The organism is Halorubrum salipaludis (assembly GCF_002286985.1).
Lineage (GTDB): Archaea > Halobacteriota > Halobacteria > Halobacteriales > Haloferacaceae > Halorubrum > Halorubrum salipaludis.
In genome coordinates this window covers 481,022-499,395 of record NZ_NSKC01000001.1, presented here as the reverse complement: position 1 = coordinate 499,395, position 18,374 = coordinate 481,022, and the positions used below count along the sequence as shown (strand labels likewise).

Here is an 18,374-nt window from a genome sequence, read left to right as displayed (position 1 = left end):
GCGGCGGGCTACTCCGACAGCCGGCTCCAGTTGCCCGCGCGGTCGATCTCCGGTGCCTCGCGGTCGTCGCCCTCCCCGTCCGCCGGCTCGCCGCGATACCCGACCACCGCGTCGTCGCCGAGCCTGTCGAGGATCGCGTCCCGGACCTCCCACGGCTCGGAGAACGTCGTCGCCTCGCACCCCTGAAGCGCCGCCTCCAGCCGTCGGTCCTCCGCCGCGGTCTCCAGCTCGAACCCCCCGTACTGCTCGATCAGCTCGCCGACCGTCACCGGGTACCGGTGCTCGCGGAGCGCCCGCTTCAACGGTCCGAACGTCACCCCGTACGCCCGGGCTTGATCCTCGTTGTCGTTGCTCATGGATGGTTTCTCATCGCCCGTCGGATTAATACCCCCGCCCGTGCGGAGCACACGTTCCGCCGGGCTCGCGTAGAACGCGGTCGATTACGCTCTGCGCTCGCGGTCGATTACGCCTCGCAGTCGCGATTGCGGACCGTCGCCTATACGGCGCGTCCCGCCGACCGGCCCGTATGCGACTCGCGGACGCAACCTGGACCGACGTGCGCGACGCCGACGTCGACGTCGCGTTCGTCCCCGTCGGCAGCACCGAACAGCACGGCCCGCACGCGCCCCTCGGGACCGACACGCTCGACGCGGTCGCGGTCGCGGAGGCCGGCGCGGCGGCCTACGAGGCGGTGGAGCGGGGAGGCGACGAGCGAGAGCCCGCCGCGGTCGCCGTCGCCCCGCCGATCCCCGTCGGCGTCGCGGAGGAGCACCGCGCGTTCGACGGGACGATGTGGGTCTCCCCGGAGACGTTCCGGGCGTACGTCCGCGAGGCGGCCGAATCGCTGCCGGACCACGGGATCGACCGCGTCGTGTTCGTCAACGGGCACGGCGGCAACGTCGAGGCGCTCGCCGAGGTCGCCCGCCGGTTCTCCCGCGACGACGCTCACGACGGCTACGCGGTCGCGTTCACCTGGTTCGAGGCGGTCGGCGAGCACGCGGGCGACATGGGCCACGCCGGCCCGCTGGAGACGGCGCTGCTGCGCGCGACGAACCCGGCGCTCGTTCGGGAAGACCGGATCGAGGCCGCCCGCGAGGGCGCCGCGGACCGCTGGGGCGAGTGGGTCTCGGGCGTGAACCTCGCGCACGACGCCGACGAGTTCACCGACAACGGCGTCGTCGGCGACCCGAGCGCGGGCGGCGCGGAGCGGGGCGAGATCCTGCTCGACCTCGCGAGCGACGCGCTCGCGGAGCTCGCGGCGGCGGTCGTCGAACGGGAGTCGGTTTAAAAGAACGGAGGTAACGAGGCGGCGCTACTCCTCGTCTTCCTCGCTCTCGTCCTCGCTCGCCTCCGCCGCGTCCTGCAGCGCGCCGCGGATCGCGGGGACGGTCCCGGTGAGCGAGGCGACCTCCTCCGCGGCGGCCTCGATGTCGCCGACGAGCGACTCCAGCTCCTCGATCTCCGCTTTCAAATCCTCGGCGTCCTCGAAGGCGTCGGCGCGCTCGCCGAGCACGTACGCCTTCTTCGCCGAGCGGACGCTGTCGACCGCGTCGCCGACGTCAAGCGCCGACTTCAGCCCGTTGAGGGCGCCGAGCACGTTGTCCGCGTCCGTCTCCCACACGGCGTCCGCGTCGGGAAGCTCCGCGCGCGCGGCCTGCAGGTGCTCTCGGACCTCGGCACGGGTCTCCTCGGCGGCCTCGCCGAACAGGTCGTCGTCGTCGAACGTGGACTGGCTCATACCCGACTCGTCGTGCCGACGCCTTTTAAAAACGCGCCCGAAAGCGGAAGTGAAACCCGAGTCGACGCGGCGTCTGCGGTCCGGTTCGGTGCGTCCGCGCGTTCAGTTCCGCCCGGGCGGCGCCCGAACCCGCGCTCGATCACAGCCGGACGACGAGCTCCAGCGTGAACAGCCCGACCAGCAGGCCGAGCGCGCCGGCCAAGAGCGCCAGCGTCCGGAGCCACCGCTCCACCCGCTCCGCGCTCGGCGTCGCGGCCAGCAGGACGGGCCGTCCGGGGGAGTCGGTCTCGGTGTCGGTCACGGGTACGGGATCGACGGCTCGGCACGTAAAATCGACTATGAGGGCCGTATAGCGACCCGTACGGGTCCGTACGGCTATATACGGACTCTCGGGATCGCCCGGAATACGCGCCCCCTCGGGATCGCCCGGAATACACGGCCTCCCGAGACCGTCCGGACCGCCGGATCACCGCCGGTTCCGCGGCGCGCTCACGCCTGGTTCCACGACGCCTCCTCGAAGTCGACGACCCGCTCGCCGCGGTCGAGCGCGTCGATCCGCGCGATCTCCTCGTCGGTCAGGTCGATCTCGCGGGCCGCCCAGTTGGCTTCGACGTGATCGACGTCGGCCGCCTTCGGGATCGGAGCGACGCGCTCCTTCGAGAGCAGCCACGCGAGGCTCACCTGCGCCGGGCTCGCGTCGTGGTTCGCGGCGATCTCTTTTAACACGTCCACGTCGGCGACGCGGTTGCGCGCGATCGGCGAGTAGGCCACGAGCCAGTGGTCGTGCTCGACCGCGTACTCGCGCAGCTCCTCCTGTTGGAGCAGCGGGTGGCACTCCACCTGATGCGCGAACACGTCGTGATCCAGCCGGTCGATGGCCTCGTCGAGCTGGTCGGGTCGGAAGTTCGAGAGCCCGATCCGGTCGACGACGCCGTCGTCGACGAGGTCGTCGAGCGCGGGGAGGGTCTCCTCGGGATCGTAGGTATTGATCGGCCAGTGGACGTACAGGAGGTCGATCGAGTCGACGCCGAGCCGGTCGCGGCTCACCCGCGCGGTCGCGGTCGCGTCGTCGTACGAGAGGTTGTCCGTCGAGAGCTTCGTCGCGACGAACAGCTCGTCGCGGTCGACGTCGGTGCTGTCGATCCCCGCAGACACCGACGCCTCGTTGTCGTACCCCTGCGCCGTATCGACGTGTCGGTACCCCGTCTCGATCGCGTGGGCGACGCCGGAGACGCACTCCTCGCCGTCGGCCAGCTTGTACGTCCCGTACCCGAGCCTGTCGAAGGCGTTCGCCATGTTCTCCCACGCGGGCGGCGACGCCCTCAACGTACCGGTTCCGAGCGGATCGCACCGCCTGAGAAGGCTGGTCCATTTTTAATCCTCCTCCGAGAGTCAGGGACGTATGTCATCCAAAGAAGTCGCGCTGCGAAGCACGATCGGTGGCGTATCGGTGGAGGGACGGCTCCACACCCTCAGCGTCTGGTTCATTCTGGCGCTGCGGCTGATGATCGGACTCGCCTTCTTCCAGAGCGGCCTCGAAAAGGTCCTCAGCGGCGAGTTCAACGCCGCGGGATACCTTCAGAACGCGCCCGCCGCGAACGGGAGCCCGGCGGCCGGCCTGTTCGCCGCGATGGGCGAGAACGCGCTGTTCGTCGACTTCGTGAACGTCGCGGTGCCGTGGGGAGAGGTCCTCATCGGACTTGGCGTGATAGTCGGCCTGCTTACCCGGCTCGCCGCGTTCTGGGGCGCGTTCATGATGCTCCTGTTCTACCTCGGGAACTGGGACATCGCGCACGGCTACATCAACGGCGACTTCGCGTACATGCTCGTGTTCCTCTCGGTCGCCGCCTTCGGCGCCGGGCGGATCCTCGGGCTCGACGCGATCGTCGAGGAGTACGAGGTCGGCGGTCGGCCCCTCGTCGAGCGGTACCCGTGGGCGCGGTACCTCCTCGGCTGAGGTTGCCCTCGCTCCTCGGCTGAGGCCGCTTTTGCTCCCGACTGCGGCCGTCCTCGCTTCGACGACCGATATCGGTACCACAGCGTTATCACACGCAATATTCGGGAGACAGTTATTATGTCGATACGATCCCAGTTTTCCCTTACACTATGCAAGAGGGATCGTCCTCCGGCATCCGGTCCAGTTACGGCGCGAAGCTCGCGCTGTCGCTGATCGGTGTCATGGGGGTCTCAGTTTCATACGGGGTCATCGTCTACCTCCGCGCGGACGAGGTCGGGGCCGCGGGCGCAGAGGTGCGCTCCGGACTCATCGGGATGACGCTGTTGACGGTGATCGGGCTCGCGCTCATCGGCGTCACCGTCGGATCGAACACGGTTATCTCCCTGCGACAGCTCACGGCCAAGGCCGAGCGAATGGCCGAGGGGGACCTCGACGTGCGGTTAGAGACGGGACGCACCGACGAGATCGGGCGGCTGTTCCGGGCGTTCGACGCCATGCGAACGTCGCTCCGGTCCGAGATCGACGACGCCGAGGACGCCCGCGAGGAGGCGGAGCGGGCCCGCCGAGAGGCGACCGAACGCGCCGAGACGGTCGAGCGCAAGGCGACCGAGTACGAGTCGGCGATGCGCGCGCTGGCCGACGGCGACCTGACCCAGCGCGTCGACCCCGACAGCGACAACGAGGCGATGGCGCGGGTCGGCGCCGCGTTCAACGAGATGGCCGACGAGCTCGAGGGGACGGTCGCCTCCGTCGCGACCGTCGCCGAGGACACCGCCGACGTGGCCGGCACCGTCGACGACCGCACGGAGAACCTGCGGACGACGACCGGGACCGTGAGCGACGCGGTCGAGGAGATCGCGGAGGGGGCGCGCACCCAGCGCGACGACCTGCAGGCGGCGACCGACGAGGCCGAGAACCTCGCGTCGTCGGCCGAGGAGGTCGCCTCCACCGTCACCGACGTGGCGGAGACCGCGGAGCACGCCGCCGCGGTCGGCGAGGAGGGCCGCGAGGCCGCCGAGGAGGCGCTCGCGGAGATGGACGCGGTCGAGGAGACGACCGCGGAGACGACCGCGGAGGTCGAGGCGCTCGCCGAGGAGGTCGAGGAGATCGGCGAGGTCGTCGACACTATCTCGGAGATCGCCGAGCAGACGAACCTGCTCGCGCTGAACGCCTCCATCGAGGCGGCCCGGTCCGGCGCCGACGGCGCCGGCTTCGCGGTCGTCGCCGAGGAGGTCAAGGCGCTGGCCGAGGAGACGCAGGAGTCGGCGAGCGAAATCGAAGCGCGGATCCACGCCGTCCAGGAGCGCGCGGAGACGGGCGCCGCGGCGATGGAACGCACCGAACAGCGGATCTCCGCCGGCGTCGACACCGTCGAGACGTCGATCGACGCGCTCGAACGCCTCGCGGAGGCCTCCGAGCGGACCGACACGAGCATGACCGAGATCACCCGAGCGACCGAGACGCAGGCCGACTCCGTGGACGCGGTGGTCGGGCACGTGGAGGACGTCTCCGCGATCAGCGCACAGACCGCGAGCGCGGCCGGCGACGTGACCGGCGCGGTCGACGAACAGGAGCGGACCCTCGGCGCGGTCGAAACCGCCGCCGAGTCGCTCTCCGACCGCGCGCTCGCGCTGCGCGACGCGGTCGAGGACTTCGAGTTCGCGGCCGACGACGGCCTCGGCGCCGCGTCCGGCGGACCGTCCGACGGCGCGGGCCCCGACGCGTCCGCCACCGCGGTCTCCGACGGGGGGACCGAGGGCGGGACCGACGCGGGGGACGCGGACGGCTCCTTCGACTTCCCGGACGGGGAGGGGGTGAACTGAGATGCTCGCCGACACCACCGTCTGGGCGTGGATCGGGCTGCTCGCGATGGGCGCCGGCACGGTCCCCCCGCTGTGGGCGTGGTACTCCCGGTCCTCGGAGACCGGCGAGTCGCACGCGGTCTACTACGGGACGCTCGCCGGCGTCACCGGCGTCGCGGCGCTCGCGTACCTCGCGATGGCGCTCGGCTTCGGCACCGTGCCGACGCCGGGCGGCGACCTCCCGGTCGCCCGCTACGTCGACTGGCTGATAACGACGCCGCTGCTCCTGTTGTACCTCGGGCTGCTCGCCCGCCCGTCGCGCCGGCTGCTCGGCGGCCTGATCGCGGTCGACGTGGTCATCATCGCGGGCGGAATCGCCGCCGTCGCTACCGTCGGAACCGTCTCGTGGGTCCTGTTCGGCGTCGCCGCGGCCGCGTACGCCGCGCTCGTCTACGGGCTGCTCGTCTCGCTCCCGCGGTCGGCCTCCGCCGAGGCCGACCGGGTCCGCGCCGTCTTCGGGACGCTTCGGAACATCACCGTCGTCCTCTGGACGCTGTACCCGGTCGTGTGGCTGCTCGCGCCAACCGGATTCGGCCTGCTGACGCCGGCGACGGAGATGCTCGTGTTCGTCTACCTCGACATCGTCTCGAAGGTCGGGTTCGTCGTCGTCGCGGTCGCGGGCGCGGACGCGCTCGACCGCCTCGGCGCCGAGCGCGGGCTCGGTGCGGGCTCCGAGGCCGCGAGTCTCGACGGCGGTACCGCCGCCGACTCCGCCGACGGGGAGCACACGACCGTCCTCGGCGACGACTGAACCGGTTCGTTTCTCCTTTTTCTCTCTCTACTCCCCGTCCGCGACCAGATCCTCGTACCGCGCGCCGGTCTGTTTGAGCGTCTCGGTCGAGTAGAGCCGCTCGTGTGGGACGGGGAGGTGGTCGGCCGCCAGCTCGTCGATCTTCGCGTCGACCGCCTCGGCCTCGCGCCCGTGGATCATGGTGAACAGGTTGTACTCCCAGTCTTGGTCGCTCCGGCGCGGGCGGTGGTAACACAGCGTGACGTACGGGAGGCTCCCGACGGCCTCGCCGCGCTCGTCGAGCTCGTCGTCGGGCACGTCCCATACCACCATGCAGTTGTTCGTGAACCCGGTGACGACGTGGTTGACGACGCAGCCGATGCGCTTGATGCAGCCGTCCGCGAGGAGGCGCTCGACCGCCGCGAGCACGTCGTCGAGGGGGGCGTCGATCTCCTCCGCCACGTCGGCGTAGGGGGTCGGAGACAGCGGGAAGCCGTCCTGGATCGCCAGGAGGAGGTCTCCCTCGAGGGGCGTGAGATCGCCGCGGGCGCTCTCGGAGATGCGGGTGGCGGAGACCGCCGTCCGCTCCAGCGATTCCCGCGCGAACCGGTCGCCGTTGACGACGGGGAACTCCAGATCGATGTAGTAGTCCGTGAGCATCGGGAGGTTCAGCACCTCGCAGCCGGTCCGCTCCTCGATCTCCGCGAGGATCGCGTCTCGCGTCTCCCGCGAGCCCGCCGTGACGACGAACCACTGGTTCCACTCGTGGTCGCGGCGGTAGTTGTGGTTCACCTGCCGGTAGCCGTTGATGACCTCGGCGACCTCGTCGAAGCGGTCCTCGGGCGCGCGCACCGCCGCCAGCGTCGACGACCCGATGACGGGCGGGTTGAGGACGGCCCCGAACCGCCGGAACACGCCGCGCTCTCGGAGGTCGCGCACGCGGTCGAGGACCTCGTCGGCGTCGACCTCGACGCCCGTCTCGGCCGCGATCTCGCGGGCCACCCGCTCGAAGGGGCGCGGCTCGACGGGGAAGCCGCTCTGGTACTCGTCGATGAGGGCCGCGTCGACAGCGTCGAGGTCGGCCCGCCAGTCGGCGTCCAGACTCATTGCCAGAGGTAAGGCGTCGAGGTATCTACGGGTTTCGGAGGCGGTTCGACGGGGACGGGGGTTCGGGGCCGATCAGTCGTCAGCGGGGGCCTCGCCCGGGGCCGGGGCGAACGCCCGGGCGCTCTCCTCGAGCTGCGTCGTCGAGCAGCCGCCGACGGTCGCGGCCTGTTCGAGCGTCAGCGTGCGGGCGCGATACAGCGTGAGCGCGGTGGCGACGGATTTGGACGTCATCGGGAACAACTGTTCTCTAGATGGACGATCATATAGCTCTAACGGCTTTCAAGGTGTATCACAGAATCTAGTAGCGATAGAGTTGGTTGTTCTGGACTTTTATTGAGTTAGAAATAGACATCTGTCTGTTTATACTATGCGACCAAGTACCACGGAACGGGTGCGATCGCCCCCGAATCACCGGGCTCGTCGCTCGCGCGCACTGCGATCGAGGCGGCGACGGGTCCCTCGTCCGAGGCGGCGACGGGTCACGCGTCCCCGCCGACGCGGGGGCTCTTCGGTTCCCAGCGTTCGGGAGGCGAGCGGGGGACTTTTCGTCGGGAAGGCCGAACGGAGCGTATGGCTCAGGCGACTCAGGAGTTCGGCGACTGGCCCCTTAAGCGGCTGATGACCGAGGTCTGCGGCTCCGGCCACAAGTCGGCCGACGACCTCACGCGCGCACAGGCGACCGAGGCGTTCGAGCGGGTTCTCGCGGACGAGCCCGACCCGACGACGCTCGGGGCGTTCTGGCTCGCCAACCGCTGGAAGCGGAACACGCCCGAGGAGCTGGGCGCGTACGTCGACGTGATGTGCGACCGCGTCGAGTACGCCGAGCCCAACGCCGACCCCGTCGACTGCGGCGCGAACTACGACGGGAAGGGGCGGTCCGCGATCCTCGGCGTCGCGGCGGGCGCCGTCGCGGCGGCCGCGGGTACTCCCGTCGTCGTCCACTCCGGCGACCGCGTGCCCACGCAGAAGCAGGACGCCTACAAGCACGTCTTAGACGAGCTGGGCGTCCACACCGAGCTGACGCCCGCCGACTCCGCCGACATGGTCGACGAGACCGGCTTCGGCTTCTACTACCAGCCCGCCTTTAACCCCGCGGTCGACGACCTCTGGGAGCGTCGGGACATGATGGGCGTCCGCACGTTCGTCAACACGATCGAGACGCTGGCGAACCCCGCCGGCGCCTCCACGCACCTCGGCTCGTTCTACCACCTCGCGTTCGCGAAGAAGGTGGTCGACACGTTCGTCGAGAGCGAGTTCCACGACCTCGACCGCGTGCTCATGTTCCAGGGGATGGAGGGGTACGACGACGTGCGCCCCGGCTACACCAAGGTCGCCGAGTGGGACGCGGGCGACGACGCGGACGACGCGGCGGGCTCCGAGGGCGCCTCCTTCACCGACTTCGAGATCGAGACCGCGGAGTACGGGATGGACCTCGAGGAGGACGACCTCGCGGTCGACGACGTCGCGGCCGAGTCGGCCGCGATCACCGAGGCGGTGCTGGCCGGCGAGCGCGACGGCCCCTTCGCCGACGCGGTCGCGGTCAACGCCGCGCTGCGGATCTACGCCGGCGAGGACGCCGACTCGATCGAGGAGGGCCTGGAACTGGCCCGCGAGGCCATCGACGACGGCTCCGCGCACGAGGTCCTCGAAGCGCTCCGCGCGTTCTGACCGCGGCGTCGGTCTCGTCTCTCCCGTTTTTCGCTCGCCGCTTTCCGCCCGCCGTTTTTTCGACTCGCCGTTCGGTCGCGTTCCGTGACCGCTACCGGCGCTTTCGGTTCGCTTTCAGCCCGCTTTCATCCCGATTTCACCCTGCTTTCTCTTCACGCTCATCTCTCTTTCGTCCCGCTTTCACCGCCCGAACCGCCGGATCTGGGTCGAATTTGGGAGAGAATTCGGAAAGGGGTCTTGAGGCCGTAGCGCCAAGTGAAGGTGTACCGAACATGATCCACGATACCGCTCCCCACTATGCCCACGTGTGAACACTGCGAGGCGCACGTCTCCGAACGGTTCGCCCGCGTGTTCGCGGACCCCCGCGGTCGGATACACGCGTGTCCGAACTGCTCGGCGAACGCCGGGATCGCGGAGGTCGCGAAAGAACGGGCGCAGAACGCGTAACTCCCGCTGACCGGTTCGTTCGGCCCTACCGTCCGCTTCCGCCCGCCGCCTACCGCTCGGGCGCGGGCGGCATCGAGCGCTTGTGAGCGCTGCGCTCGTACAGCTCGACCACGCGGTCGACGGCCTCCTCGGGCACGTTAAGTTCGCGAATCGTCGCCGCCCGCGAGAGCCCGCCGTCGACGTGGACCGCCAGGATCGCGTCGACGGTGTCGTAGTCGAGCCCCATCTCCGCGGCGTCGGTCTGTCCCTCCCACATGCCCGCGGTCGGCTCCTGCATCACGAGGTCGCGCGGAACGCCGACGTGGGCGGCCAGCTGGCGCACCTGCTGTTTGTACAGGTTCCCGATGGGGTTGCAGTCGACCGCCTGGTCGCCGTACTTCGTGAAGTAGCCCGTCATCGCTTCGGCCCGGTTCCCGGTCCCCAACACGACCCTGTCCTCGGCGTTGGCGACGAAGTAGTTCAGCACCGCGCGGGTCCGGACGTAGACGTTGCCCGCCGCCGTGCGGTCGCCTTCGGCCTCGGGGAACGCCGAGAAGAACGCCTCCGCGATCGGCTGGATCTCGACCACGTCGTACTCGATCTCGAGGTCGTGGGCGACGCGCTCGGCGTCGCTCATCACGTCCGGGTCGTTCACCTCCGCGGGCATCGTGATCCCGTGGAGCCCGTCCTCGCCGAGCGCCTCCACGGCGAGGTACGCGGTCAGCGTCGAGTCGATCCCGCCGGAGAGCCCCAAGACGGCGCCCTCGGCGCCCGCGTCGTCGACGAGGTCGGCGATGAAGGAGACGATGCGCTCGCGGGTCACCTCCAGCTCCCCATCCGAGAGGCGGAGGTCGAGCGGGGGGTCGTCCGACAGCAACACCGACTGGTCCGAGGTCCGGCTCATGAGGAGAGTCTGGGACCGAGGCGACTAATACCTCCCCGTCGGCGCGGGGAACTGGACGCGCGTCGGGTTCCGCCGGAGTCGCTCGTGTTCGGCCTACAGCAGCCCCTCGTGTTCGGCCAACAGCAGTCCCTCCAGCGTCGCGTCGTTCGTCGGCGCCTCCCGGGCGATCGCCAGCGCCTCATCGATCGGGACCGACCGCGGGACGAGGAACTCGTTGCTGTCGTGGTCGACGTCGACCGGCTCTAACCCCTCCGCGAACACGTAGCCGCGCTTGTGGCGCAACACGCCCGTCGAGCACCACACCTCCTGGAGCAGCGCGGTCGACGACGGCTCGAAGCCGGTCTCCTCGGCGAGCTCGCGGGCCCCCGCCTCGGTGTACGACTCGCCGGCCTCGACGATCCCAGCGGGGAGCTCCAGCTGGGTGTTCCGCACGGTCGGGCGGTACTGCTCGACGAACAGCACCCGGTCGTCGGCGACCGCGACCACGACCGTCGCGGGCGACAGCTCCGCCCAGTAGTACTTCTTCTCCGTCCCGTCGGGCTGCTCGACGCGGTCGTAGCCGCCGACGAACCACCCCTCGTCGTACTCGACGACGACCTCCCGGACCGGCCACTCCGGCTCGCCGGGCAGCGAGTGGTTGCGGCCGTCGTCGAAGGCCGGCAGGTCGCGAAGGTCGTCGCTCACGGCCGAACCACCTCCACGTGGTAGACCCGCCCGTCCCGGCGGACGCGGACCCCGTCGTCGGTCGCGGCCTCCGGCACCTGCCGAGTGAGGGCGTCCACCTCGTCGAACGGGGTGTGGGTGAACCACTCCTTGATCCCGTACGAGTCAGCCAGGTACGGGTCGGACCGCCCGTCGTCGCTCGCGAGGGCGCTCGTGAGGAACGGGTACCGCCGGTCGGAGACGTTGTTCACGTCGGCCGCGGTCTCGTTCGTCTCGATCGGCTCGGCGGTGAGGTAGTACGGGTCGCCGCTCCCGAGGTAGCTCGGGAGCGCCCCCAACGCGAGCAGGGCGACGGCGACCAGGGCGATGGCGACGAGGAGGTTCCGGGTGACCCGGCGCATGGTCCGCGTTGGCGCCGCCGGGGAATACCGGTTTCGACCGCGGCGGTCACCGCCTCTCCCGCCACGTCCCGTCCTCGACCTCGCCACGTCCCGCCCGCGACCCCGCTGCGGCCGACGCGCTTTACTCGCCCGCGGCCCACGCTCGCCCATGGAGTTCCGGTTCGAGCTGGCGCTGTGTGCCGCGCTCGAATCCCCGGACCGCGTCGTCGCCCGCCAGCTCGGGGCGGGGATCGAGAACCCGGGCGGCCGGATCGTCGACGTCTGCGTGCTGACCCCCGGGCCGGCGTTCGACCGGCGCGCAGCGATCTCGCCCGCCCGGATCCCGGACCCCGCGATCGAGGCCGCCGTCGGCCCGGGCGAGGCGGTCCCCCTCGCGGAGGCGTTCGACCTCCCCCCGGACCGCGCCGAGGCGGTCGCCGAGCGCGCGGCCGAGGTCGGCTACCTCGAACGCGAGCGCCGCGACGGGCGCCCGGTCGTGCGCGCGACCGCACGGTACCCCGACGACTGGGTCGGCTCGCTGACAGCGATCGAGAACAAGCCGGACCTCGGCACGCCCGGCGACCTGTCGGCCCAGCTGCGGTACGACGCCGCGCTGGGACTGTTCGACGAGGTCGTGCTCGCGACCGCCTCGTACGTCACCCGCGCGCACCTCAACCGGATCCCGGAGTCGATCGGCGTCTGGCGGTTCGACCCCGAGTCTGGCGACCGCGAGGTCGTCCGGGAGCCGACGCCCCTCGATCCCGGCGCGCCCGGCGTCGAGATCCGCGAGGAGCGCGGGCTCCGGACCGACGTGGCGCTCGTCGACCCCGCGGCGAAGGCGCGGAAGCGCCGCCGGATCGCCGAGCGCGCCTACGGGAAGGGGTGGCGCCCGGACCCGCCGGCCTGCGCGCACGCGACGACGACCGCCGACGGGCGCCCGTACTGCGACCGGTTCGACCGGGTCGTCGACCCCGGGCGCGACTGCGGCGCGGCCTGCGACGCGTACGAGCCCGCGGATCCGCCCGCGACCGACCGAGACCGCCTCCGCGACGAGCGGACCGCGTGGGTGGCCGACCCCGCGGGAGCCGGCCCGCGGCGTCAATCCGGGCTCTCGCGGTTCCTGTAAGCGATCGCCCCGTCTCCCCACCCCTTCCCCCACCACCGTCCCTACCCCTGCCCTCCTCGCCCCTACCCCTGGCCCCACCCTCGCCACTCCCCCCACTTCCACCCCTTCCCCTACCACCGTCCCTACCCCTGGCCCCACCCTCGCCCCTACCTCCACCCTCGTCTCTACCTCCGACTTCCCCGACCTCCCCGACCCCGCCGACCACCGGATCCGCGTGGCAACGCTTTATACGTCGACGGCGGAACGTATGGGTATGGACGAGATCGAAGATGTGTTCGTCGCGCGGCTGATGACGAGCGACCTGTACACGGTGACGCCGGACACGCTGGTCGAGGACGCGGCGGCCGTGCTGCTCGACAACGACATCAGCTCGGCGCTGGTCGTCGACGACGACGGCGCCTTGGTCGGCATCCTCACCACGACCGACTTCGTTGACATCGTCGCGAAGAGCCAGCCGAAGGCTGAGACCACGGTCGAGCGCTACATGAGCCGTGACCCGATCACGGCGAGCGCGCAGGACTCCGTCTCGGCGGTGGCCGCGACGATGGTCGAACACGGGATCCACCACGTCCCCGTCGTCGACGGCGACGAGCCGATCGGGATCATCACCACCTCCGACTTCGCCGCCTACGTCTCCTCGCCGGAGGCGAAGTCGGCGTAGGTCGGTCGCCCCTTCCGCTCGGTCCGTCTCGGACCGCGGCGTCACCGACTATCGCTTCCTCGAGCGCCGCGTCCCCGACGCCGACAAGTGCCGCCCCTTTCTGTGGGGTATTACCCGCGGATCGCGTACCGCACGCTATGTCCGATCACCTGCACCTCAACCTCTTCACCATGGCCTCGGTCGAGCACGTCTCGCCCGGGTCGTGGACTTACCCCGGCGACCGGTCGCCGGAGTACACCGATCGCGAGTACTGGACCGAGGTCGCGCGCACCGCCGAGCGCGGCGGCTTCGACGCGGTGTTCTTCGCCGACGTGCGCGGGATCTACGACGTGTACGGCGACGACCGCGAGACGGCCGTCGAGAAGGCGGTCCAGACGCCCGCGAGCGACCCGCAGCTCGTCGTCCCCGCGATGGCGGAGGTCACCGACGACCTCGGCTTCGCCGTGACGCGCTCGACGACCTACACGCACCCCTACCAGCTCGCGCGGGAGTTCTCCACGCTCGACCACCTCACCGACGGGCGGGTCGCGCTCAACGTCGTCACCTCCTACTTGGAGTCGGCCGCCGAGAACCTCGGGCTCTCGGAGCGGATGGACAAACAGACCCGCTACGATCGGGCCGACGAGTTCCTCGACGTCTGTTACAAGCTCTGGGAGGAGTCGTGGGAGGAGGACGCCGTCGAGGTCGACCGCGAGGCGGGCCGGTACACCGACCCCGAAAAGGTCTCGGCGATCGACCACGAGGGCGAGCACTTCTCGGTTCCCGGTCCCCACGGCTGTGAACCCTCTCCGCAGCGCACGCCCGTAATCTATCAGGCGGGCTCGTCGGACCGCGGGCGCGAGTTCGCGGCCGCGAACGCCGAGGGCGTCTTCGCCAGTCAGCCCACCGAGGAGGGCGTCCGCGAGTACATGACGGACGTGAAGTCGCGGGCGGCGGACCACGGGCGAGACCCCGAGAGCCTCCGCTTCTTCATCGGCGTCGTGCCGATCGTCGCCGAGACGGAGGCGGCCGCCGAACGGAAACACGAGGCGTATAAGAGCCACGTCGACGTCGAGGCGACGCTCGCGCTCCTCTCCGGCTTCCTCGACATGGACCTCTCGGAGCTGGACCCCGACCAGAAGGTCGAACACATCGAGACCGACGCGATTCAGGGGACGATGAACGCGTTCACGAAGGCCCAGCCGGACCGCGAGTGGACCGTCCGCGAGGTCGCGGAGTTCTGCGGGCTCGGCACCACCTCCCCGAAGATCGTCGGCACGCCGGAGCAGGTCGCCGACGAGCTGGCGTACTGGCACGAGGAGGTCGGCGTCCACGGCTTCAACGTGAAGGAGGTCGTCCGCCCCGACTCGCTGACCGACTTCGTCGACCTCGTCGTTCCCGAGCTGCGCGAGCGCGGGCTCGTCCCCGATCCGGACGACGCGGGGGGCGCGCCGCGCGGCGACGGCACCCTCCGCGAGCGGCTCCTCGGGACGGGGCAGTCCCGGCTCCGCGATGACCACCCGGCGAAGCAGTGACCGAGGGCGGTTCCCCCCGTCGCGACGATCTCACCGGGCCCCTACGGCGACAACGCTGCCGCCCCCGGCACGCTTAAGTGCATTCCCCCGCTTGTCTCAGGTGACGCTTCGCTTGGAGGGCCGAAGCGTCAGCGGGGACCTACTGAACGACACGCTCGTGCCACCTTTTCCCGGCACGGGCGTGCCGTTCGTTCCTTTGATTACTCGAGAGCGGCCGGTCTCTTTCGGTGGTGAGATTCGCGACCGTGTGGCTCGACGATCAACCGTAGCGACGCGCCCGTCTCGCCGACACGTCAAAGAGCCTCGGCGTCGACTCCCGCGTATGCCGCTCTTACAGTTCTCGACGAGCCTGTCGCTCTCGCCGGCGGAGCGCGAGTCGTTCGCCGCGTTTGTCACCGACCGGTACGTCGAGGAGATGGAGACGACCGCTGGGCACGTCGCGGTGACGGTCTCGGAGCTGGACCGCTCGGCGATGGGCCTCGGCCGCGCCGTCGACGGACCCCTGCTGTTCCTCGACGCCGAGATCAGGGAGGGGCGCCCGTTCGAGTACAAGCGCGCGTTCGCGCTCGCCGTGATGGAGCACGCGGTCGCCGAGTTCGGCGTCCCGGAGCCGAACGCGAAGGTCGTGTTCACCGAGCACGCGGGCGCGGACATGATGGGGATCGACCGGGTCGGCGGCGACTGGGCGGGCGAGTGACGGGAGCGACGGCTCCTCGGAGTCGCAGCTTCCGGCAGCCTTCGCCGCGATCGCGGCCGCCGCTCGGCTCAGAGCCGCTCGCCCTGGTACGTCCCGTCGTAGGTCCCGTCGTGGTCCGCCCGCGCGAGGACCAGCTGGGCAATCCGCGCGCCCGGCTCGATCTCGATCGGGTGGCCCACGTCGAGCCGCCCCTCGCCGACCCCCTCGTAGCCCGCGTCCCAGACCGCGGTGTCGAGGGTACAGGAGTTCCGCAGCAGCGTCGACCGCGGGAGCACGAACCCGATCCGCTCGTCCGGGATCCGCACGGGCTCGCCGTACCGGACCACGTACGTCCCCGCGTCCAGCCGGTACGCGCCGTCCTCCGGCTCGATCTCCTCGCGCTCCCCCACTCGCTTCCCGTCGCGGCGGACCGCGCCCGGCTCCGTCTGCTCGAAGACGGCGCCGACCGTGAGGTCGACCCCGTTCGGCTGTCGCTGCTCGTCGTCGAGGTCGGCGTCGCCTCCTTCGAGCGCCGCCGCGACCCTCGCTCCCGAGTCGAACATGCTCGACCGGACCCGCGGGCGAGACTAAACGGTGTCGCCCGCGATCGCGACCCCGATCGCTCAGATCGCGGTGTTCGCTGAAACCCTCGATTTCGGACGATATAGGCCTTTATCGGCCTTATACACTCGTTACGTCTATCCCTGTCATGGTGGGTGGTACCAGTCTCGCCTGTCCGCAAAATCCGCCGGTTCGACCGATCTAACACGGTCGATCTTGCAGAAAACTCGCGGGTTTTATATCCTCGGGAGAGCCAACTTCGGATGATATGGGACAGACGATTACGGAGAAAATCCTCGATGACCATCTCGTCGAGGGCGAGCTGACGCCCGGCGAGGAGATCGGCATCGAGATCGACCAGGTGCTGACGCAGGACACGACGGGGACGATGGTGTGGCTCCAGTTCGAGGCGCTGGAGATGGACGAGGTCCAAACGGAGCTCGCCGCGCAGTACTGCGACCACCAGACGTACCAGTTCGACTTCAAGAACACCGACGACCACCGGTTCCTCCGCTCCGCGGCCGGCACGTACGGCGCGTACTTCTCCCGGCCCGGCAACGGGATCTGCCACCAGGTCCACAAGGAGAACTTCGCGGCGCCCGGCAAGACGCTGCTCGGCTCCGACTCGCACACGCCGACCCCCGGCGGGCTCGGCCAGCTCGCGATCGGCGCCGGCGGGCTCGACATCGCCGTCGCGATGGGCGGCGGCCCCTACTACGTCGAGATGCCCGAGGTCGTCAACGTCCACCTCGAAGGCGAGCTCCCCGAGTGGGCCACCGCCAAGGACATCGCGCTCCACCTGCTCGGCGAGCTGACCGTCAAGGGCGGCGTCGGCAAGATCTTCGAGTACACCGGCCCCGGCGCCGAGAACCTCTCGATCCCCGAGCGGACCACGATCACGAACCTCGGTACCGAGCTCGGCGCCACGTCGTCGATCTTCGCGACCGACGAGAAGACCAAAGACTGGCTCGCGCGTCAGGACCGCGAAGACGAGTACGTCGACCTCCAGCCCGACGACGACGCGGAGTACGCGGAGACGATCGAGGTCGACCTCGACGAGCTCGAGCCGCTCGTGGCCGCGCCGTCCATGCCCGACAACGTCGCCCCCGTCAGCGAGTACGAGGGCACCGACGTCGAGCAGGTCATCATCGGCTCCTGTACCAACGGCGCCTACGAGGACATCCTCCCCAGCGCGAAGATGCTTGAGGGACGCGAGGTCTCGAAGAGCACCGAGATGATCGTCGCGCCCGGCTCCAAGCAGGCCTCCGAGATGCTGGCCCGCGAGGGCTGGACCGCCGAGATGATGGCGGCCGGCGTCAACTTCTCCGAGGCGACCTGCGGCGCGTGTATCGGTATCGGTCACGTGCCCGCCTCCGACTCCGTCTCGCTGCGCACCTTCAACCGCAACTTCGAGGGTCGCTCTGGCATCGAGGACGACTCCGTCTTCCTCTGCTCGCCCGAGGTCGCCACCGCGGCGGCCATCACCGGCGAGATCGTCGACCCGCGCGACCTCGCCGACGACCTCGGCGACCTCGAGGCGCCCGGCCTCGAGATGGGGACGAAGTACGGTCCCGGCATGGGTCAGGACGACTCCGACATCATCTCGCCCGACGAGGCGATCGACGACGGCCTCGTCAAGGGCCCGAACATCGGCGACGTGCCGATCAAAGACGGGATCGACGTGGACGGCGGCGAAGCCCTCCTCAAGATGGAGGACAACATCACCACCGACCACATCATCCCGGCGACGGCGGACATCCTGAAGTTCCGCTCGAACATCGAGAAGCTCTCCGAGTTCACGCTCTCGCGCGTCGACGACACGTTCGCGCAGCGCGCCCTCGACGCCGACGGCGGCGTCCTCGTGGCCGGCGAGAACTACGGTCAGGGCTCCTCGCGCGAGCACGCCGCCCTCTGTCCGATGTACCTCGGCATCGAGGCGGTCTTCGCCCAGAGCTTCGCCCGCATCCACAAGGCGAACCTCTTCAACTTCGGTATCGTCCCGCTCGCGATCGACGCGGAGACGTACGAGAAGATCGACCAGGGCGACGACCTCGAGATCGTCGACGACGTGCCCGCGGGCGTCCGCTCCGGGCAGGAAGAGTTCACCGTGAGCGTCAACGGCGAGTGGGAGTTCACCGCCGACCTCGACGCCTCCGAGCGCGAGCGCGACATCCTCGCGGCCGGCGGCAAGCTCTCGTGGGTCAAACAGCAGCACGCCGACGGCGGCTCCGGCGCGGCGCCGGCCGACGACTGAGCGCGCTGTCTAGCGAGACTCACCGGTCCGTTTTCCACATTTTTCGACGCGTCCGTCCTTCGAGCGGCGGTTGTGCGGATCGCCGGAGTGACGCGGCTCTCGATGTTTAAATACCGTCTTTCCCTCGCCACCCTGCGAGACTCACTC

General features: G+C 70.0%; 21 protein-coding genes. 11 read left to right on the top strand and 10 right to left on the bottom strand.

The window, feature by feature from the left end; genetic code table 11:
* Positions 1 to 8: 8 nt before the first annotated feature.
* Positions 9 to 356, bottom strand: coding sequence for a DUF5789 family protein (locus CK500_RS02265; RefSeq protein WP_095635627.1), 348 nt, complete (start codon positions 354 to 356; stop codon positions 9 to 11).
* Positions 357 to 526: 170 nt separating this feature from the next.
* Here CK500_RS02265 and CK500_RS02260 point away from each other — a divergent pair, with 170 nt between their 5' ends.
* Positions 527 to 1,288 (top strand): creatininase family protein, encoded by a 762-nt coding sequence (locus CK500_RS02260; protein WP_095635626.1) that lies wholly within the window; start codon positions 527 to 529, stop codon positions 1,286 to 1,288.
* 24 nt (positions 1,289 to 1,312) lie between these two features.
* Here CK500_RS02260 and CK500_RS02255 read toward each other — a convergent pair whose 3' ends face one another.
* The 3 genes from CK500_RS02255 to CK500_RS02250 all read right to left on the bottom strand — a co-directional run bounded on the left by CK500_RS02255 (position 1,313) and on the right by CK500_RS02250 (position 3,034).
* A complete protein-coding gene (locus tag CK500_RS02255) occupies positions 1,313 to 1,738 on the bottom strand; it encodes a DUF5790 family protein (RefSeq protein WP_095635625.1) in 426 nt (141 codons plus the stop codon).
* 139 nt (positions 1,739 to 1,877) lie between these two features.
* Positions 1,878 to 2,039, bottom strand: a complete 162-nt coding sequence (locus tag CK500_RS17140) for a hypothetical protein (RefSeq protein ID WP_158224018.1) — start codon at positions 2,037 to 2,039, stop codon at positions 1,878 to 1,880.
* Positions 2,040 to 2,227: 188 nt separating this feature from the next.
* Complete coding sequence (locus CK500_RS02250; RefSeq protein ID WP_095635624.1) at positions 2,228 to 3,034, bottom strand: aldo/keto reductase; 807 nt, start codon at positions 3,032 to 3,034, stop codon at positions 2,228 to 2,230.
* Positions 3,035 to 3,140: 106 nt separating this feature from the next.
* Here CK500_RS02250 and CK500_RS02245 point away from each other — a divergent pair, with 106 nt between their 5' ends.
* The 3 genes from CK500_RS02245 (at position 3,141) to CK500_RS02235 (ending at position 6,308) form a co-directional block, all read left to right on the top strand.
* Positions 3,141 to 3,695, top strand: coding sequence for a DoxX family protein (locus tag CK500_RS02245; RefSeq protein WP_095635623.1), 555 nt, complete (start codon positions 3,141 to 3,143; stop codon positions 3,693 to 3,695).
* A gap of 149 nt (positions 3,696 to 3,844) precedes the next feature.
* Positions 3,845 to 5,518, top strand: coding sequence for a methyl-accepting chemotaxis protein (locus CK500_RS02240; RefSeq protein ID WP_095635622.1), 1,674 nt, complete (start codon positions 3,845 to 3,847; stop codon positions 5,516 to 5,518).
* A gap of 1 nt (position 5,519) precedes the next feature.
* Positions 5,520 to 6,308, top strand: coding sequence for a bacteriorhodopsin (locus CK500_RS02235; RefSeq protein WP_095635621.1), 789 nt, complete (start codon positions 5,520 to 5,522; stop codon positions 6,306 to 6,308).
* A 27-nt stretch (positions 6,309 to 6,335) separates the two neighbouring features.
* Here CK500_RS02235 and ahbB read toward each other — a convergent pair whose 3' ends face one another.
* Positions 6,336 to 7,394: a siroheme decarboxylase subunit beta gene (gene ahbB / locus CK500_RS02230; protein WP_095635620.1), complete on the bottom strand. Its 1,059-nt coding sequence runs from the start codon at positions 7,392 to 7,394 to the stop codon at positions 6,336 to 6,338.
* A gap of 72 nt (positions 7,395 to 7,466) precedes the next feature.
* Positions 7,467 to 7,625 (bottom strand): DUF7317 family protein, encoded by a 159-nt coding sequence (locus CK500_RS17300; protein WP_198951483.1) that lies wholly within the window; start codon positions 7,623 to 7,625, stop codon positions 7,467 to 7,469.
* A gap of 339 nt (positions 7,626 to 7,964) precedes the next feature.
* Between CK500_RS17300 and CK500_RS02225 the strand changes: the two genes are divergently transcribed.
* Together CK500_RS02225 and CK500_RS17295 are read left to right on the top strand one after the other, a co-directional pair.
* Complete coding sequence (locus tag CK500_RS02225) at positions 7,965 to 9,062, top strand: anthranilate phosphoribosyltransferase (RefSeq protein ID WP_095635619.1); 1,098 nt, start codon at positions 7,965 to 7,967, stop codon at positions 9,060 to 9,062.
* A 297-nt stretch (positions 9,063 to 9,359) separates the two neighbouring features.
* Positions 9,360 to 9,509, top strand: coding sequence for a DUF7563 family protein (locus tag CK500_RS17295; RefSeq protein ID WP_198951482.1), 150 nt, complete (start codon positions 9,360 to 9,362; stop codon positions 9,507 to 9,509).
* Positions 9,510 to 9,558: 49 nt separating this feature from the next.
* Here the strand turns inward: CK500_RS17295 and CK500_RS02220 are convergent, their stop codons facing one another.
* The 3 genes from CK500_RS02220 to CK500_RS02210 form a co-directional block, all read right to left on the bottom strand.
* Positions 9,559 to 10,392 (bottom strand): NAD+ synthase, encoded by an 834-nt coding sequence (locus tag CK500_RS02220; protein ID WP_095635618.1) that lies wholly within the window; start codon positions 10,390 to 10,392, stop codon positions 9,559 to 9,561.
* A 93-nt stretch (positions 10,393 to 10,485) separates the two neighbouring features.
* Positions 10,486 to 11,076 (bottom strand): NUDIX hydrolase, encoded by a 591-nt coding sequence (locus CK500_RS02215; RefSeq protein WP_095635617.1) that lies wholly within the window; start codon positions 11,074 to 11,076, stop codon positions 10,486 to 10,488.
* Positions 11,073 to 11,456, bottom strand: a complete 384-nt coding sequence (locus tag CK500_RS02210) for a hypothetical protein (protein WP_095635616.1) — start codon at positions 11,454 to 11,456, stop codon at positions 11,073 to 11,075. Before CK500_RS02210 ends, CK500_RS02215 begins: the two co-directional genes overlap by 4 nt.
* Before the next feature lie 148 nt (positions 11,457 to 11,604).
* Here CK500_RS02210 and CK500_RS02205 point away from each other — a divergent pair, with 148 nt between their 5' ends.
* The 4 genes from CK500_RS02205 (at position 11,605) to CK500_RS02190 (ending at position 15,433) form a co-directional block, all read left to right on the top strand.
* Positions 11,605 to 12,561: a DUF5787 family protein gene (locus CK500_RS02205; protein ID WP_095635615.1), complete on the top strand. Its 957-nt coding sequence runs from the start codon at positions 11,605 to 11,607 to the stop codon at positions 12,559 to 12,561.
* A gap of 253 nt (positions 12,562 to 12,814) precedes the next feature.
* A complete protein-coding gene (locus CK500_RS02200; RefSeq protein ID WP_095635614.1) occupies positions 12,815 to 13,222 on the top strand; it encodes a CBS domain-containing protein in 408 nt (135 codons plus the stop codon).
* A 137-nt stretch (positions 13,223 to 13,359) separates the two neighbouring features.
* Positions 13,360 to 14,736 (top strand): LLM class flavin-dependent oxidoreductase, encoded by a 1,377-nt coding sequence (locus CK500_RS02195; RefSeq protein WP_095635613.1) that lies wholly within the window; start codon positions 13,360 to 13,362, stop codon positions 14,734 to 14,736.
* A 322-nt stretch (positions 14,737 to 15,058) separates the two neighbouring features.
* The gene (locus CK500_RS02190; protein ID WP_095635612.1) at positions 15,059 to 15,433 is read left to right on the top strand and encodes a tautomerase; all 375 of its coding nucleotides are present in this window, start codon (positions 15,059 to 15,061) and stop codon (positions 15,431 to 15,433) included.
* A gap of 68 nt (positions 15,434 to 15,501) precedes the next feature.
* On the opposite strand, the gene CK500_RS02185 is transcribed toward CK500_RS02190, so the two are convergent.
* Positions 15,502 to 15,975 carry a deoxyuridine 5'-triphosphate nucleotidohydrolase gene (locus tag CK500_RS02185; RefSeq protein ID WP_095635611.1) on the bottom strand — a complete coding sequence of 158 codons (474 nt, stop codon included), beginning with the start codon at positions 15,973 to 15,975 and terminating at the stop codon, positions 15,502 to 15,504.
* Positions 15,976 to 16,241: 266 nt separating this feature from the next.
* Here CK500_RS02185 and CK500_RS02180 point away from each other — a divergent pair, with 266 nt between their 5' ends.
* Positions 16,242 to 18,227 carry an aconitate hydratase gene (locus CK500_RS02180; protein ID WP_095635610.1) on the top strand — a complete coding sequence of 662 codons (1,986 nt, stop codon included), beginning with the start codon at positions 16,242 to 16,244 and terminating at the stop codon, positions 18,225 to 18,227.
* Positions 18,228 to 18,374 lie beyond the last annotated feature (147 nt).